The 17,148-nt window shown below is 30.3% G+C and carries 17 protein-coding genes; 3 read left to right on the top strand and 14 right to left on the bottom strand.

Going from position 1 to position 17,148, the window contains the following annotated elements; genetic code table 11:
- Positions 1 to 42 precede the first annotated feature (42 nt).
- Positions 43 to 2,598: an outer membrane beta-barrel protein gene (locus J1D01_RS13675; RefSeq protein ID WP_421151205.1), complete on the top strand. Its 2,556-nt coding sequence runs from the start codon at positions 43 to 45 to the stop codon at positions 2,596 to 2,598.
- 69 nt (positions 2,599 to 2,667) lie between these two features.
- On the opposite strand, the gene J1D01_RS13670 is transcribed toward J1D01_RS13675, so the two are convergent.
- From J1D01_RS13670 to J1D01_RS13660, 3 genes are all read right to left on the bottom strand, one after another.
- Positions 2,668 to 2,847, bottom strand: a complete 180-nt coding sequence (locus J1D01_RS13670) for a hypothetical protein (protein ID WP_076701499.1) — start codon at positions 2,845 to 2,847, stop codon at positions 2,668 to 2,670.
- A 91-nt stretch (positions 2,848 to 2,938) separates the two neighbouring features.
- Positions 2,939 to 3,580 (bottom strand): peroxiredoxin, encoded by a 642-nt coding sequence (locus tag J1D01_RS13665; protein ID WP_372937093.1) that lies wholly within the window; start codon positions 3,578 to 3,580, stop codon positions 2,939 to 2,941.
- A gap of 122 nt (positions 3,581 to 3,702) precedes the next feature.
- Positions 3,703 to 4,227 (bottom strand): hypothetical protein, encoded by a 525-nt coding sequence (locus tag J1D01_RS13660; protein ID WP_372937092.1) that lies wholly within the window; start codon positions 4,225 to 4,227, stop codon positions 3,703 to 3,705.
- 184 nt (positions 4,228 to 4,411) lie between these two features.
- Between J1D01_RS13660 and fumC the strand changes: the two genes are divergently transcribed.
- Positions 4,412 to 5,809: a class II fumarate hydratase gene (fumC, locus tag J1D01_RS13655; RefSeq protein ID WP_421151204.1), complete on the top strand. Its 1,398-nt coding sequence runs from the start codon at positions 4,412 to 4,414 to the stop codon at positions 5,807 to 5,809.
- Positions 5,810 to 5,964: 155 nt separating this feature from the next.
- On the opposite strand, the gene J1D01_RS13650 is transcribed toward fumC, so the two are convergent.
- Both J1D01_RS13650 and J1D01_RS13645 read right to left on the bottom strand, forming a co-directional pair.
- Positions 5,965 to 6,549, bottom strand: a complete 585-nt coding sequence (locus J1D01_RS13650; protein WP_372937090.1) for a Crp/Fnr family transcriptional regulator — start codon at positions 6,547 to 6,549, stop codon at positions 5,965 to 5,967.
- A 160-nt stretch (positions 6,550 to 6,709) separates the two neighbouring features.
- Positions 6,710 to 7,600 carry a chromosome partitioning protein ParA gene (locus J1D01_RS13645; RefSeq protein WP_421151203.1) on the bottom strand — a complete coding sequence of 297 codons (891 nt, stop codon included), beginning with the start codon at positions 7,598 to 7,600 and terminating at the stop codon, positions 6,710 to 6,712.
- 112 nt (positions 7,601 to 7,712) lie between these two features.
- Between J1D01_RS13645 and J1D01_RS13640 the strand changes: the two genes are divergently transcribed.
- Positions 7,713 to 8,723: a formimidoylglutamase gene (locus J1D01_RS13640; RefSeq protein WP_372937088.1), complete on the top strand. Its 1,011-nt coding sequence runs from the start codon at positions 7,713 to 7,715 to the stop codon at positions 8,721 to 8,723.
- 16 nt (positions 8,724 to 8,739) lie between these two features.
- Here the strand turns inward: J1D01_RS13640 and J1D01_RS13635 are convergent, their stop codons facing one another.
- The 9 genes from J1D01_RS13635 to J1D01_RS13595 form a co-directional block, all read right to left on the bottom strand.
- A complete protein-coding gene (locus tag J1D01_RS13635; protein WP_372937087.1) occupies positions 8,740 to 9,012 on the bottom strand; it encodes a hypothetical protein in 273 nt (90 codons plus the stop codon).
- Between the two features lie 6 nt (positions 9,013 to 9,018).
- Entirely contained in the window at positions 9,019 to 10,701 is a 1,683-nt protein-coding gene (locus J1D01_RS13630) for a hypothetical protein (protein ID WP_421151202.1), read from the bottom strand.
- 5 nt (positions 10,702 to 10,706) lie between these two features.
- Positions 10,707 to 10,901, bottom strand: coding sequence for a hypothetical protein (locus tag J1D01_RS13625; RefSeq protein ID WP_372937085.1), 195 nt, complete (start codon positions 10,899 to 10,901; stop codon positions 10,707 to 10,709).
- Positions 10,898 to 11,431, bottom strand: a complete 534-nt coding sequence (locus tag J1D01_RS13620) for a hypothetical protein (protein ID WP_372937084.1) — start codon at positions 11,429 to 11,431, stop codon at positions 10,898 to 10,900. Before J1D01_RS13620 ends, J1D01_RS13625 begins: the two co-directional genes overlap by 4 nt.
- A gap of 56 nt (positions 11,432 to 11,487) precedes the next feature.
- Entirely contained in the window at positions 11,488 to 12,723 is a 1,236-nt protein-coding gene (locus J1D01_RS13615; RefSeq protein WP_421151201.1) for a DUF6638 family protein, read from the bottom strand.
- A 4-nt stretch (positions 12,724 to 12,727) separates the two neighbouring features.
- Complete coding sequence (locus J1D01_RS13610; RefSeq protein WP_421151200.1) at positions 12,728 to 13,312, bottom strand: NUDIX domain-containing protein; 585 nt, start codon at positions 13,310 to 13,312, stop codon at positions 12,728 to 12,730.
- On the bottom strand, positions 13,305 to 15,266 hold the full coding sequence (locus tag J1D01_RS13605) for an AAA family ATPase (RefSeq protein ID WP_421151199.1): 1,962 nt from the start codon (positions 15,264 to 15,266) through the stop codon (positions 13,305 to 13,307). Before J1D01_RS13605 ends, J1D01_RS13610 begins: the two co-directional genes overlap by 8 nt.
- Positions 15,267 to 15,456: 190 nt before the next feature.
- Complete coding sequence (locus J1D01_RS13600; RefSeq protein ID WP_372938004.1) at positions 15,457 to 15,693, bottom strand: four helix bundle protein; 237 nt, start codon at positions 15,691 to 15,693, stop codon at positions 15,457 to 15,459.
- Between the two features lie 252 nt (positions 15,694 to 15,945).
- Positions 15,946 to 17,016 carry a hypothetical protein gene (locus J1D01_RS13595; protein ID WP_421151198.1) on the bottom strand — a complete coding sequence of 357 codons (1,071 nt, stop codon included), beginning with the start codon at positions 17,014 to 17,016 and terminating at the stop codon, positions 15,946 to 15,948.
- Between the last annotated feature and the right edge of the window lie 132 nt (positions 17,017 to 17,148).

Below are 17,148 nucleotides of genomic sequence, written 5' to 3'. Positions count from 1 at the left end.
AAACCAAAGGTTAGTTTTGTGGTCTAAAAAACAAACGTTTTAATGAAACCAATACTAACCTGTATACTGGTTGCTTTTTGCATTTCTATTGCTGTAGCGCAACCTAATATTAAAGATAATTCCACAACTCATAATTCTGAGTTAAAAGACGCTATTATTACTGGAAAAGTAATAGATAAAGAAACTAAAGACCCTTTAGAGTATGCTACTGTATCTTTTTTTAGTAAAAAAGAAAACAAAATTGTAGCAGGAAGTATCACTGATATGGAAGGCAATTTTAGTATTCGTGTTCCAAAAGGTGTTTATGATATTTCTATTGAATATATTTCTTTTAAAACAATAAAAATATTTGATAGAGACATATCAAAAAACGAGAATATTGGTGTTTTTGAATTAGAAGTAGACATAGAATCTTTAGGAGAAGTTGAAATTATTGCAGAAAGAACAACTGTTGAAATTAAATTAGATAAAAAAATATACAACATTGGTAAAGATTTAACCACTGCTGGCGGTACAGTAAGTGACGCTCTTAACAATGTACCTTCTGTATCTGTTGATATTGAAGGAGCTATTAGCTTAAGAGGAAATGAAAATGTTAGAATTTTAATTAATGGAAAACCATCTGCCATGGCTGGTTTTGGAGATACTAATGTACTAAGCCAATTACCAGCAGAAGCCATTGAACGTGTAGAAGTAATAACCTCTCCATCTGCCCGTTATGATGCCGAGGGTACCGCAGGTATATTAAACATTATTTTACGTCAAAAAGAAACATTAGGATTTAACGGCTCACTTACATTAACTGGAGGAAATCCAGAATATGTAGGCGTTGCTACTAATATTAATTACCGTACAGAAAAATTTAATCTATTCTCAAACCTAGGATTTAGATATTTTGATGCACCAAGAAATAGCTATAGCAATACTACTTATTTAGATCAAATTGAAGATGGCAATATCATAGCCCCAGAATATGAGCAAATAGTAGAAGACCAAGATGTTACGCGTTTAAACAGAAATTTTAACGCCAATATTGGTATGGAATATTTCCTATCTAAAAAAACCTCTATAACAGGTAGTTTGTTTTACAGATATGGTGAAGATGCAGATTTATCTAAGGTTTATAGCGATAGATTTAACAGTAATACTTTAGTTGAACAAACACTAAGAAACGAAAAGCAAGATGAAGACGGTAACAATTACCAAATAGCACTTAATTACATTACTAAGTTTAATAATGAAGGCCATGAGTTAACAGCAGATTTTCAATATGAAACAGGTTCTGAAACCCAATACACTGCCATTGATGAAGATTATATTATTACCAATGAAACAAACCCTGATCCATTTCAAAATGAAATAGAAGATGAAACCGAAGATGAAAAAGAATATTTAGTACAAGTAGATTATGTGTTGCCAATTGGTAAAAATGCTAGATTTGAAGCAGGATACCGTGGTAATTTTAAAAATGAAGTGAAAGATTACATTTTACAGCAAGAAGATATTACTAATGGTAGTTTTTATATAAATGACACTTTAACTAATGTTTTTGATTATTCAGAAAATATAAATGCCATTTATTCACAATACGGAACTAAATTTGGTAAATTTTCTTTCCTATTAGGATTACGATTAGAAAACACCCAATTAAAAGGGAAAATAGACTCTAGATTAACAGACGAGGAATTACAAGAAGCCTATGGTTTCCCAATAGATACAGATTTTGACAACAATTATTTTGGTCTCTTCCCTACACTTAATCTTATATATAATATAGGAGAAGATGATTCAGATTCTGAAGAAAGTATTACTTTAGGTTACAACAGAAGAATTAATAGACCAAGAGGTTATTACATAAACCCATTTCCAACGCGTTCTAGTAGAACCAATGTTTTTCAAGGAAACCCCAATATAAGTCCTGCTTTTGCTAGTGCTTTTGATATTGGGTATTTAAAACGTTGGGACAAGTTAACATTTACAACTTCAGTTTATTATCAATATGAAACCGATTCGTTTGAACGTATTGAAGAAACAACCGGTCAGCAAACTACAGATGGTATTGATATTATTAGAACCATTCCTGTTAATTTATCATCAAATGCGCGTACTGGTGGAGAATTTGGATTTTTATACAATCCAAACAAATGGCTACGCTTAAACTCTAGTTTCAATATTTTTCAATTTAAAACCAAAGGTGAATTTAATGATGTAGATTATAGTGCAGAAAACACAAGCTGGTTTGCTAGATTGAGCAGTAAAGTAACCTTACCTAGCAAAATAGATTGGCAAACAAATGCTTTTTACAGAGGTGCCCAAGAAGATGCACAAACAGAAACCGATGGTATTTTATCTATTGACTTAGCCTTTAGTAAAGAAATTTTAAACGATAATGCAACCATTTCATTAAACGTTAGAGACCTTTTAAACTCTAGAAAAAGAGATGCTTTAACTACAACAGATTCTTTTATAAGAGAAAGTGAGATGCAATGGAGACAACGTCAAATTAATTTGTCTTTCATGTACAGATTTAATCAGCAAAAACAACGTAACGAGCGTAATAGAAACAACAATGGTGATGATGATGAAATGGATTTTTAAAAAATATAGTTAAGCACAAAAAAAGGAAGTTAATTTTTAACTTCCTTTTTTTATTTATTTATAGATTGATTATTGAGCCGCTTCGCGTTTAGCTTTCTTTTCTTCTTTAATTTCTTTTAACCTTTCAATTAAAGAACCTCCTATCCAGTAAGGAATTACAAAAGTTAATAAAAATATCATTAACCAAAATCCTATAGTTAATATAGTTAAAAATGCTAAAAAGCCTAAATATTGATCAAAATCAAACATAATTATAAATTTCTTTTAAAACTTAGGCAAAGATAATGCAAAGCAAAGTCTTATACAATACTCCTAATAAATTTATTAACATAGTTTTCCACTAATTTAAATTAGGCTGTGGTGTTAATCTTAAATAAGGTTTAACTTCTTTAAATCCTTTAGGAAAAATATTAGGAATATCTTCGGTAGCTACTGCAGGTACTACAACACAATCATCACCATTTTGCCAATTAGCAGGTGTTGCTACTTTATGATAAGCCGTTAATTGTAAAGAATCTATAACACGTAAAAGCTCATCAAAGTTTCTTCCTGTAGATGCTGGATACGTTATAATTAACTTAACTTTTTTATTATTATCAATTACAAAAACAGAACGCACTGTTAAATTACTATCTGCATTAGGGTGAATCATGTCATATAATTCAGAAACTTTTTTGTCTTCATCTGCTATAATAGGAAAGTTTACTGTAGTGTTTTGTGTTTCATTAATATCCTTTATCCATCCTTTGTGGGATTCTAATCCATCTACACTAAGAGCAACTACCTTTACATTTCGTTTATCAAATTCTGCTTTATATTTAGCTACAGTACCTAACTCTGTGGTACAAACAGGTGTATAATCTGCTGGGTGTGAAAATAAAATACCCCAACCATCACCTAACCATTCATGAAAGTTAATCTCTCCTTCTGATGATTGCGCTACAAAATTTGGAGCTTCATCTCCTAATCTAATTGTTGCCATAATTTCTATATTTATTTAGTTTTAATTTTTATTCCTACTAAATTAATAGAATTAACATTTATAGCAATAATTTTTTAGTTATTTATATGTTAAAACCAAGCACGCATTTACTGTAAATAGCATTAATAATTGATGCGAAATTTACCATTTGTAACAATTACTTTATCCAGATCATCACAATATTTTTCTGGTTCAGGAAATGCAAGTTCTCTACAATAGGCTTCAAAACTAAACGTACCTTCAATTCCAATTTCATCGTCAGAAATTACACTTACTAAGCTATAACCTTTTGTAAACTCATAAGAATGCTCATACGTCTTATCAATAGTTACATCGCCATAAACAATTCTATGAAAACTATTGTTTTCAATACCATTATAGTCTTTCTTACCACTATAAGGGTCTATATAGACAACTATGCCTTGTTTGGCAATTGTATCTACACCATAAATAAAAATACCTTTAGCTACATCATCAATTAAATTTACTTCTACAATTAATGAGTCAGATTCAAAAAAAACACCATTTACAGTTGCTGAAATATAAGAATCTCTCTGTTTAATTTGCTCATTAGTGTCTTTATCATCTTTAGAGCACGCCCAAATTGTAAGAAGTAAAAAAGTAAGAATTAAAAAATTAGATTTCATAATAAAAATATTTATAAGTTTTATAAGTATCGAATCATTTTAAAAATGTCATCATAAAGCAGTAAAATATTTAAGAAACAAATAACAAAAGCTATTGTAAAATGTTAAAAAAACTAACAAATATCATAGATAAAAAAGTAGTATACTGTAACTTTGTAGCTCACAACTAAAAAGGATAATAACCATGAGTTTTAGAATAGAAAAAGATACCATGGGCGAGGTAAAAGTACCTGCCGATAAACTTTGGGGAGCACAAACAGAGCGATCTAGAAACAACTTTAAAATAGGGCCTGCAGCCTCAATGCCTTTAGAAATTGTTTATGGCTTTGCCTACCTAAAAAAAGCGGCTGCATATACAAATTGTGAATTAGGTGTTTTATCTGAAGAAAAACGTGACTTAATAGCACAAGTATGCGATGAAATTTTAGAAGGAAAACATGATGATCAATTTCCTCTAGTAATTTGGCAAACGGGTTCTGGTACACAAAGCAACATGAATGTTAATGAAGTTGTTGCTAATAGAGCACATCAATTAGCTGGCAAAGTAATTGGAGAAGGAGAAAAAACCATTCAACCTAATGATGATGTTAACAAATCGCAATCATCAAATGACACCTTCCCTACAGGAATGCATATTGCTGTTTACAAAAAAATAGCAGAAGTAACCATACCAGGAGTAACCCAGTTACGTGATACACTAAAGAAAAAATCTGAAGCATTTAAAAATGTTGTTAAAATAGGTAGAACTCATTTAATGGATGCAACACCACTAACCTTAGGACAAGAGCTTTCTGGTTATGTTGCTCAGTTAGACCATGGCTTAAAAGCTTTAAAAAACACTTTACCACATTTAAGCGAATTGGCACTTGGTGGAACTGCAGTTGGTACTGGTTTAAATACTCCAAAGGGGTATGATAAACTAGTAGCAGAATATATAGCAGAATTTACAAATTTACCTTTTGTAACTGCTTCTAATAAATTTGAAGCTTTAGCAGCCCACGATGCTTTAGTTGAAACCCACGGAGCTTTAAAACAATTAGCTGTTTCTTTAAACAAAATAGCTAATGATATTAGAATGATGGCTTCAGGACCACGTTCTGGTATTGGAGAAATAACAATTCCTGCAAATGAACCTGGTAGTTCTATTATGCCTGGAAAAGTTAACCCTACGCAATGCGAAGCTATGACTATGGTTTGTGCACAAGTAATAGGAAATGATGTTACTGTTTCTGTTGGAGGAACTCAGGGGCATTATGAACTTAACGTGTTTAAACCTGTAATGGCAGCTAATGTGTTACAGTCTGCTCAATTAATTGGAGATGCATGTGTTAGTTTTGATGTTAATTGTGCTGTAGGTATTGAGCCTAACCAAGAGGTTATTACTAAATTGCTTAATAATTCTTTAATGTTAGTTACTGCTCTTAATACTAAAATTGGGTATTATAAAGCAGCAGAAATAGCTAATACTGCTCATAAAAATGGAACTACTTTAAAAGAAGAAGCTATAAATTTAGGTTACGTAACTGAAGAAGAATATGATGAATGGGTTAAACCTGAAGATATGGTTGGTAGTTTAAAATAAGCTAACATACATATAATAGAATAAAAAAAACAGGTAAATAAATTACCTGTTTTTTTTGGTTGGTTGGTTAGCTATCAATCCTTTGTATTTTTACAAATGCCTAAGGAAATCACTTCAAATATATAATATAGCTTTTTGCAAACTATTAACAAATGTTAATCTGCATCAATTTTCTTTCTAATTCTACTTAATTGTACAGGTGTAATTCCTAGAAAAGATGCGATGTGATATTGTGGCACAAGCGAATCTACATCTGGAATTCGTTCTTTTAACATTAAATACCTTTGTGTAGCATCTAATGATATCATGTCTATAATACGCTGTTCACAAAATGTAAATGAGTCTTCTAAAACTTTTGAATACATTGTATTTAACGCTTCGTCTGATTTACATAATTTTATTATATCATAATAATTAACTTCATAAAGTTGACATTCTGTAATTGCTTGATAAGATAATAATGAAGGTTCTTTCTTTATAAGTGCTGTTAATGGCCCTACAAAACACATAGAGAAATAAAGTGTTTTATTAAATTCTTTACCAGACTCTGTTCCTAAATAACACCTTAGTACACCTGATACAAGCATATATATGTTTTTGGGTATGTCTCCCATCTTCACTAAATGTGTGCCTTCTTTTATTGTTTTAAACTTTGCAATACTTCTTAATTCTTCAATTGTTGCTTCTGAAAGAGAGCTAATAGAATTTAAAAAATCGACATGAGATTTATCTGGAACCATTTTATATTTATAAAAACTTAATTAAAACTAAGTATTACGTTTAATTTTTCACTAGCTTTTCTATAAATTGGTATAAATAATTGTTTAGCTGCATATTTATATAAAATAAAAGGCCTTAAGTAAATACCTAAGGCCTTGCTTTTAAGTGTTATATTTAAGTTTACTTTAGTGTAAACTCTGAGGTTGATACTAAATCTTTTTCATTAAACACATTAACTATATATCTTCCTTTTTCAAATTTATCTTCTCCTTTAGCTGCAACAAACTCACAAACATTGAGGTTTGCATTTTCATAGTTAAACTTACTAATCATGCTGTAGTTTAACGTTTTATCTTCAAACTGCACTTGCTCATTTAAACCTAAAGTATTGTTTTTTGGGTCTATTACTTGAATATACAACTCATGGTCTCCTGCTTGTACTAAACTGTTTTTAGCCACAGTAAAACATACTCTAATTTTATCTGTTCTGCTAGCTCTTTCTGTTGGTATTAATTTACCTGATGTTCTTTCAATTACTCCAAATCCTTTTAAACCAACGGTACCTAGTATAGAAGCGTTTTCTACTACTTCGGCTAAAGCTGTATTTTGAACTAATAAAGAATCTGTAAACATAGTACGCTCTTCTAATTTAACTCTAGTACTATCTAAAGAGGTAGCTAAATAACTATTCTCTACTCTTAAAGAATCGTTTTGCGCAAGTAATACATCCATTTCTTTTTGAAGTGATAAATATTTCTTTTTATATCTCCATAAACTTCTAACGTTTGTTTCAGATATTTTTAAAGAATCTATTAAACCTTGAATTCTTTCTCTAGCTTCTACCAAGTCTTTGCTTTTAGCTTCATTTTCTCCAATGGCTTCATCATATTGTTTAGCCATAGCATTTAAATCATTCATTACTAACTCTTTTTCCTGAGTTAACTCATTTTGAACCTTTTTACTATTACTATAAAGATTTATTGTATAAAAACCTACGGCTAAAAATAATGCTAAAACAATTCCTAATGCTATTTTTAATCCCTTACTACTACTTTTTTTATCTTCTTCCATAATTATTTGTTTTAAATGTTAGTGGTTTCTGTGTTAAGTTTAATTTTTATTGTTTCTTTTTTAATGCTAAAAATAATTATTAATGTATTTTTATTAAAATTAAAAAACTAAAATGGATAAACTAATTTTATTTAATAATACATATAAAAATAAACTTTTAAACAAACGCGTTGGCGAATCCAAATTTGGTCAACATGTTAAATTATTAACTCGCATTTCTAACATATACGAACAACTTAAAAATTTAGATGTTACGCATGTAATTTTTGGTATTCCTGAAGACATTGGGGTTTTTGCCAATCAAGGAAACACAGGTGCAGCAAAGGCTTGGGAGGCTACACTTAAAAATTTGTTAAATATTCAAAGTAACAAATACAATAAAGCTAAAAAGCTATTAATATTAGGTCATTTAGATTTTAGTGATGAAATAAACCAAATATCTAAACTAGATAATTCTAAAAAAGGAAACCTAAAAATAGCTAGAGATATAGTTTCTGATATAGATAAACATGTTACATTTTTAATTAATCAAATTGTTTTAGCTGGCAAAAAGCCAATAATTATTGGTGGCGGGCATAACAACGCTTATGGTAACATTAAAGGAACTTCTTTAGCCTTTAATAAGCCCATTAATGTAGTTAATTTTGATGCCCATGCCGATTTTAGACCTGAAGAAGGACGCCATAGCGGTAACGGTTTTAGTTACGCTTTTGCGGAAGGTTTTTTAAACAAATATTTTGCTTTTGGTTTACACGAAAATTACAATTCTGATAAAACGTTTACTACACTTAGCAAAGTTAAAGCTGTTAAATACAATACTTATGAAAGTATTGAAGTTAGACAAGAATTAGATTTTAACACTCAAATGCAACGCGCTTTAAAACATGTTTCTAAAGATATTTTTGGAATTGAAATTGATTGTGATGCTATTGAAAATATACCTAGTAGCGCCATGACTCCAAGCGGATTTACGGTTAGTAAAACCAGAAAATTTGTGAACTTTTTTGGTAAACATGAAAATGCTCAATATCTACATATTTGTGAAGCGGCTCCTAAAAGAAAAACCGAAGCGCAAGTTGGTAAACTTATTTCTTATTTAATTACAGATTTTATTAAGGCTTAAAGTTTTTTAAAATTTATCAATTCATAAATACATAGAATGAAATGAACAATACTAAAAAAATAACTATGTATAGTATATAATCCCTAATACTATCGCTTTTAATTTTTTTTCTTATTCCTTGTTTTAAGCTTTCAAGTTCAGTTGGTTTTAATTTTGGAGTATTAAATTCAAGCTTATCTCCTTTAAGGTTATAATTTAATTTCTTTTTATCAAATTTTCCACTAGCCTTGTTTTTTCTTTCACTACGCCTTTTTGCAACCTCTTTGTAAAGCCTATCGCCTTCTAACATAACTCCTTAATTAATGTTTTTTAAAGAATCTATCTGCTTTTGAAGATTTTCAATTTGAATTTCTTTTTCGGTTTTTATTACAGTAGAATCTGCTGTTTGTTCTACAATATCGATGTCTTTAGCTTCTTCAACATAATAATAACCAATACCTTCGCTAGCTCTCCAAGCTTCACTTAATTGATCATACACAGTTTTATCCCATTGGCTAGGGTGCTTTACATCTATCCAAACTACATCTCTATATTCACTATCAACCAAAGCTAAATCTGGTGTTGCAGAACCATCAAATTTTTCAGCTTCATTTTCTCTAATAGCAGAAATGGTTCCTAAGAAAAACATACGTTTTCTACCTGCAATATTTTTTATATATGGTCTAAATTCTACTGGTTTATTAACAGACCAATCAACCTCTTTTCTAGACTCTATTACTTTTAAAGGCATTGCCGAAACACCGGCGTATCCCTGTTTTTTAGATGCGTGGTCATAGTAATAAAATTTATCGCTTCCATCTGCGGGAATAAATACACTAAAGGTTAAACTGGTGCGCTCATCTCCTACGGGTTCTAAACCAAACCAATGATATAGCCCGCTGTAAGCATCAACATCTGTATCAGAAAAATCAAAATCTGTTACAAATGGTTGCTGATTTTGGTCATCTGGTAAATTTGGAATTTTTACTGCTGTTTCCATATTCCAAGGTAGTGGGTCACTAAATCCTCCTAAAAATTTTAAAGACTCTGCTTGTAATCGTGATACCTTTTCGGCAAGTGTATTTTGACGTGTTAAAAAGGTGTGATTCTTCATTTTATCCGGACTAATGTAAGTGCCTTTACCTATTAAAATACGCTCTAAATAATCACCTAAATCATGTTCGCCATTTTCAATTATCATTACACCCCCAAATGTTGGATACGGAAAGAAAAAACCTTTCCATTTAATTAGGCTTACCACTTCTACCCATTGTCCATCATCATTTTTCATGTAATACGTATCACTAGGCTCTAAAGTAAATAACTGAAAAATATTAAACCGTTGAACTACAGCATTATAAGTGTTTCTGCTAAACTTTAAAGATTCACCTATAGAAAACGTTACTGGAATGCGATTTTCACTTGAAAAACGTGGGAATGGTGTGGTGCTAGACACGGCAAAAACTTCTTCGGTATTATCAGTCATACCTTGCCAAACGTATTTTTCTGTTGGTTGAATGGCCATGGTCCATTTATTCTCGTCATCAATTCTAACCAAATGTGGTAAGGACACGTCTTTGGTTTCGCCAACACTTTCATTTGCCATAGAAAAAATGTTTCGTAATGGTTGAATACGTTCATTTTGTGTTAATGGTAATTCATTTATTTCAATACGATTTAGGTTGTTAAAAACATTATAAGTTTTCATATAATCGTACATTTTAAAATGCCAACCAACAACATATAGAATGCCGAAGAAAATTATTAAAGCCCCCAAAACAACTAATCTGCTACCTGTACTAGAGGTTTTTCTAAATTTTCTAAGTCCGAAAAACAACACCAAACCACTTAAAAGAATGATGAAAATAAATTTTCTTATAAACAATAATGCTGGTTGGTAATCGTCTCTTAAAACAAATAAAATAATGATTAAAATTAAACCTAAAACAATAGTGTTTCGTTTTTGCTTTCTGCCTTTATTCCAGTAGTTTTTTAACATAATTATTAATTCTCTCCGTGTTTGTTAACGTGTTTTATACTTGCTATCATAGCTATAATCATTAAAATTGGAATTATTGGTTTTAAAAAATTCTGCCAATGCCAAAACTGATTGTAGTTTAAAGTTATTAATTCAAATATTAACAGTATTGCAAAAGCTACAATTAAAATGTAACGAAACTTATTTGATATTAATTTCATTTTAAATAACCTTTATCTTTTAAACGCTCTCTTGCACTTTTTTTAGGTTTTGTTGAAGATTCTTCTTTTACTTCTTCCTTTAAAGTTTCATCATCGTTTGCTTTAATATCCTCAATAATATCTTTTCCTTTTTCAATGGTTTCTTTAACTATATCTTCTAGAGAATCGCTTTTTTCTTCAATTACTTTACCAGATTTTAGTACAAAATTTGCAACATAAGTACCTATTAATGTTCCGGCAGAAATAGATGAAAATGCCGAAATTCCATTATAGCTGGTAAAAATTTCAAAGGGTGATATAAACTGAATGGCTAAACCAACTATCAAAAACAACCCAACAACATAAACTAACCTTGGTAAAAAGGCTTGTTTATAAACAAATCCTTTTTTATTACTAGGTTTCATTTGTAACTCTTTACTGTTGAATATTTTATTAAAAAAACGATATAAAGAATTGCTTTGAGATTCTCTCCAATAAATAAAAATTCCTAGCAAAATGGCCGCTATAAAAATTACTAATTCTAATCCCATATTTTTTTTTAATTAAAAGTGATCTGCTTACGTTTAAAACTATTAGTCTGCTTTATTTAAATATTGTTACTAATTGTTTCAACCACCCAATCTTTTAAAGATTCATCCCAATTTTTATAATTCTTATAAAAATCTTCTTTATTATACCAATACCAATATAATATATCTTTTGGAGAAATATTTACCAGTAATTTCCAGATTAAATCTTGATGTTTTGTTTCTAAAGATGAATGTGGTTTATGCAGCGCATAAAACAACATAGAATCTACAATATCGGCTATTTTAAACTCATTACTTGTTTCTAATTTCTCCAAATAGCGCTCTACACTCATTACTTTTTTTCTTGTATCTATATCTAATTTATTTAAATAACTTTTAAACAAAATGGGGTTACTTAAAATATCTTTTATGGGGTGTTGGGGGCTCTTTAAATGTAATGCCAATTCATATTTTTTTATACGCTCATAACGCTTTGTTTGTACAGCTGTTTCTAGGTTATACTCTATAATGACATGATCTCTTAACTTTGCTATTAATTCTTTTTGGTGAATGTGATAAATAAGCACCTCATGTCTTGTATCTTTAATAGCCTCTTTGTGCCATTTTTTGTCTTCAAAAACTACTATTGGCGATATAAAATCGCGCAATACATAAACACCTCCAAAAGCCCTAGTATAAAATGAACTTACCTTAAAATCTATAGCTGGAAGATTTAAATCTCTTTCTCTTAAATCTCCATATTTCTTAGCCGAGTTTAATAATTCTGCTTGAATATCTTCATTAATAAAATTATAATTTTTTTTGAATTTTTCTATTAATTGGAGTTGCTCATTTTGCTGATGATATAAATTATTCATTAAATGAAAATTTATATGTATGGTATTATATTTAAGCACATCTAAGGGTTCATAAAACACATCAATTTTTTGATCAAAATCTATACAAATGGCAGAATCTCTGGTAATATCTTTTATTTTTTCATCATAAATTTTAAAGATGTATTTCATCATTTCCCTATCAAAAGAATGAAAAGGTAAATACACTGGTTTTCCTTTTTGTAGTGGTGTAATAATAACACCATGAGGATTAGCTTCTCCGTTATTAAGGTAATTTAAATTTTGTTTTTCCTCTGCTATTTCTGGGCTCCAACCTATACCATCAATTAAAAAAGTTTTTAGTTTAGTTGGGGTAAAACCAAGTTTCTCTAAACATTTGTTGTAGCGTTCTACTAACTTCCCGCTTACAGGGATTAATTCGCTTTTGTATAGATTAGCTTTTATTAATTTTTGCATTATTTTACTCTATCAACTTATGAATTATAGCATATTGTAGGAGTACAATGGTTCTGGTATCAACTATTTCTCCGTTATGTAACATACTAACTGCTTTGTTAAAAGGCAGTTCTATTACTTCAATATCTTCGTGTTCACTGCCTAATCCACCACCTTCATTAACTTTCATTTCATCGGTATATTCACCAATAAAAAAATGCATCTTTTCGGTCATTACACCTGGTGATGAGTATGCTTCATATACCTTTTTAACACTTTTTAAACAGTATCCTGTTTCTTCTTCGGTTTCTCTAATAATACAGGCTTCAGGATTATCTTTATCTAGCATTCCTGCTGCAATTTCAACTAAAAAGCCATCGTCATTATCATTTAAAAAAGTGGGCATTCTAAACTGTTTAGTTAAAATAATTGTTTTCTTTTTTTTGTTGTACAGAAGAATACCAGCACCATCTCCTCTATCATACACCTCTCTCATGGTGTTTACCCAACGACCATCTTTCATTAAATAATCAAAATTGACTTTATTTAAAATATAATAGTTATCTGAAAGAAGGGTTGTTTTTATGTTTTTAATACGCTTTTTAGTCATCTTCAAATGTTTTTCTTGCTTCTTTTTCAATATTTAACTGGTTTACTCTAGCATCAACTTTTCGTTTAAAATCGGTATCAGCTATAGTAGCTACATTGTCTAGGTAGCGCACTACTTCTTGACGACGGATTTCTGAAAAATCGAGGCCTTTCATATTAGCTCTCATTAATTCTTGTAGCATATTGAATTTGGTTTCATAATCTTGTTTAAAGTATATTTCTGGATTTTCAAACCAATCTTTTTCTAAATCAAAATCGGTTAAACGTAATGATATCGCACTTTGAATATTTCTAACATCTCTTGATGAAAAAAAAGGGAATTCCTTTTGCATAGATTTATACAAGTTAGCATAAAACAAATGCTGGTTTGCGTTGAATTTTTTTTCTACATCATCATAAATTTCATGAACACGTTCTTCTGAAGGTTTTTCAATAGAACTCAATATTTCTCCCATATTTTTAGCCAATCCTTGATCTTGAAGGTATTTGTATTTTTGGGGATTTTGCATGTTTACAAAATCTGGTAGAGTTTCATCTAGTTTACGCCACCAAAGATAATCTTGATCTAAAAAATCATGCTCTGTTCTAGCGCCATCTATTTTAAAACGCCCCTGTACACGAGAAATCACTGCTTTATCTAACATTTCTGGAAGGTTTGTAAATAAGCCAATAGAACTGTTTCCGTAATTTACTGCGTAAGCGCCTTCGGTATATCTTAAAAAGACTCCTATAACCTCTTTTACACCAGCCGAAACACCTTGAGCGGTACGCTCTTGTAAATTATTTTCGGCATCATCAATAGGTGCAAAAATTAATTTTGAAGGGTCTTGTAAGGGTTTCATCCAAGCTACCATTTTTTCGGCAGAACCACCTTGAAATGTACTAATTAAAGTATCTGGCATAGGATGAAAGAGAAACGGAATATCTAGTTCATCGCAATATTCTTTAAGACGCGTTGCTATGGCTGCAATAAGCATACTTTTTCCTGTTCCTGGAATACCATAGCCCATAAATACTGGCATGAAACCACCTAATTCTTGAAACGGATTTTTTTTAGCTTCAAAATCATAACTCAATAAGCGTTCTGTTAAACGGCGGGCAAAATGTTTTGCATCTCGGTTTCCCACAATTTGTTCAAACCTAATTTTATTAAATTCTATACTTTTGGCGACGCCTTGAAATATATTACTCCACCCTGAAATTGCAAACTCTGAGTTTTCTAATTTATAAGTTCTATCTTCAATAGTTTCTGTGTATTCTAAACTATTTTTTCTAAGTTGAATTTCATCTATTAACGCCTCAAAATAAACTACTGTAAAGTTGATAACATCTTTGTCTGATTTAATAATTTCTGGATGCCCTAAATATTTATTATAATAATACAAACAACAGGAAATACCTTTATTGGGTGATAATAATGATACTTCTGGAATGCCTGCAAATTTTTGTTTCATAACACTTAAATCATCAGACGCATGTGGTTTTAAATCGTGCAAAATTTTATAGGCCATAGAAAACAACATAAAAGCCGTACCGGTGTGCATTTTGCTTTCAAATTCTCTTTTTCCTTTTGTATCTAAAGCAGATTTATTTTCATTTAAACTAGACAAACCAGAGGCATCAGAGTAGCTGTCTTTAATCCAAATGCCTAATGTTATACCTTCTTGAACAGCAAAAAGAGTTTGATTTAAAAAAATTGGAATAGCTACAGAATCTGGTAATAAACGTTTCTTTAGGGCTAAAATAGTTTTAGAAACAGAGGTGATTTCAGTAGATCTACTGCCATTATTGGCACGAGACAGGTACAGTAAAATAGATTCCTCTTTACCATTATTTTCTCTATTTTTAGCTCTAGAGCTTTGCTCCCATTGTATACTTTTTAAATATGATGTTGCTTCATCACGAAGCATATCTAATTCTGCTTGTTTTATAGGAAATGTTGAGTTGTGTTCCATTTTTAGTATTCAGTTTGCAGCCTTCAGTATTCAGTTAAAACACCTAAAGCATGTGGTTTTACCTAATCTATTTAAATTTATCAGGATTATTCATCATGTAATTAATAAGTTTACCAATTTCTTCACTTTTACTTAATAAATCTCGTTTCTTTGCATTTGAAATATAATTGCAGGCTTCGGCAAAATCAAGCTAAAGTTGGGTTTCAGTATTTTCACTATCAGCATCAGATAATTTACTTTTAAAATGCTTTATATATTGTCTTTTCCTGTAACTTTCTGCTATATTTGAATAAACAGACCTGCTAGAACGTATTATTTGTGATGTTAAAGAAAATGTTTCAGATTTTGGAAACTCTTTAGTTAAATGAAATATTTCCATTGCTAAATCAAATCCTTTTTGAAAAGCTAAAAGTGTTCTAAAACTCATCTACTATTCTCTTTTTTTATTATTCCTTCAACAGCTTCAGCAATTTGTGTTGAATAAAGAGCAATATGCTCTGCTGCACTTAAACTATCTGGTTTTTTTTTCTATTAACACAGGGCTTATCTTAATTGCAACATTAATAACAAGATTCTTATACTCTTCTAGTGATAATTCTAAACTCATTTTAATATTTTATTTTCAAACTTTTAATTAATTTATATCTAGGACTGCCTACTGTATACTGCCAACTGCTAACTATTTATTAACCAATTGTTCTATCTTTAAACCTGCCATTTCTATAGGTGGTTTAGCAAGGTCATTCATTATTTTTGGTGTTTTATTGTATAACAGCTGAATGATTCTATGTGGTGCAAATACATAGTTTTGCATAAAAACGTCATCCCAACGTTGCAATATTTGTTTGTTAAAAAAGCTACCTTCTTTAAATTGACTTTTAGATTTTACTACGTCTATTTTTAATGATAAAGCATAAGACTCTACAGGAATATTTTTTTTAATTATACCTTCTAAAATAGTATGAGTTAGCTCGTTTTCATCTTTTGCAAACATATTGTGTAATGGCCCTAAATCAATACGTTTTATAAGTTTTGGCTGCACTTTTTCTAGTTTTCTATCAATACCATAAGCCATAGTATCTAAATTCATTTTCCTATCGGCTGTATGTTTTAAAACCTCATATATTTCATCTTTATAATCGTTTATTTTATTACCATCATAATTGAAATACATAAAACATACAAACGGACGGTTATTGGCTACATCATAAAAACTCCAGCTTGTTACTAAATCTGCAATTGATCCTTTGGGTGCATTAATAATTTTGCCTTGTACAAAGCGGTTAAAGATATACTCTTTATTAACTGATGAATAGTATACAATAGATGCTGCTTTAAATAATTTACTACGCTTAATAGGTTCTTTTCTTCGCAATAAAGTATCTAGAAACTCTTCTTGTAGAACGCTTATTGGGGTTAGTTTTTCTATGTAATCATCGCGTAATTCTAAATCGTTAAACAGATACCTAAATTCTAAATAATTAGGAAAACCAGACTCTGTTAAATCTACCTTCATATTATCTTCTTCATCATACATGTATTTAACTCGCATAGCTTCAATGGAATACAATAGCAAATCGCAATATTGTTTAAACATATTGAGTTCCTGATTATTAACAAGTTTATTACGTTGTACAGCCACAATAAGTTCTTTAAATACAAAATCTACCATTTTATGGTAAAAAATATAATGTTCTTTAGAGTTTAAAGTAGCAGAATCTAATGGTGTTGTAATGTGATTAATTGACATTTTTATTTGAGTGTGCAAGTAAGCAGAAAATACCTTTTGGTTTTTGCTTTTGTTAGCAAGTAAGTGCGTTAAGGATTGTAGTGGAAAGCCCACAGCGTAGCGAGGACTTGCAACGGAAAGCCTGACCCCGCC

This window comes from Seonamhaeicola sp. NFXS20, assembly GCF_049132085.1.
In the GTDB taxonomy this organism is placed as follows: Bacteria; Bacteroidota; Bacteroidia; order Flavobacteriales; family Flavobacteriaceae; genus Seonamhaeicola.
The sequence above is the reverse complement of the archived record's forward strand: the minus strand, read 5'-3'. Positions and strand labels throughout refer to the sequence as shown.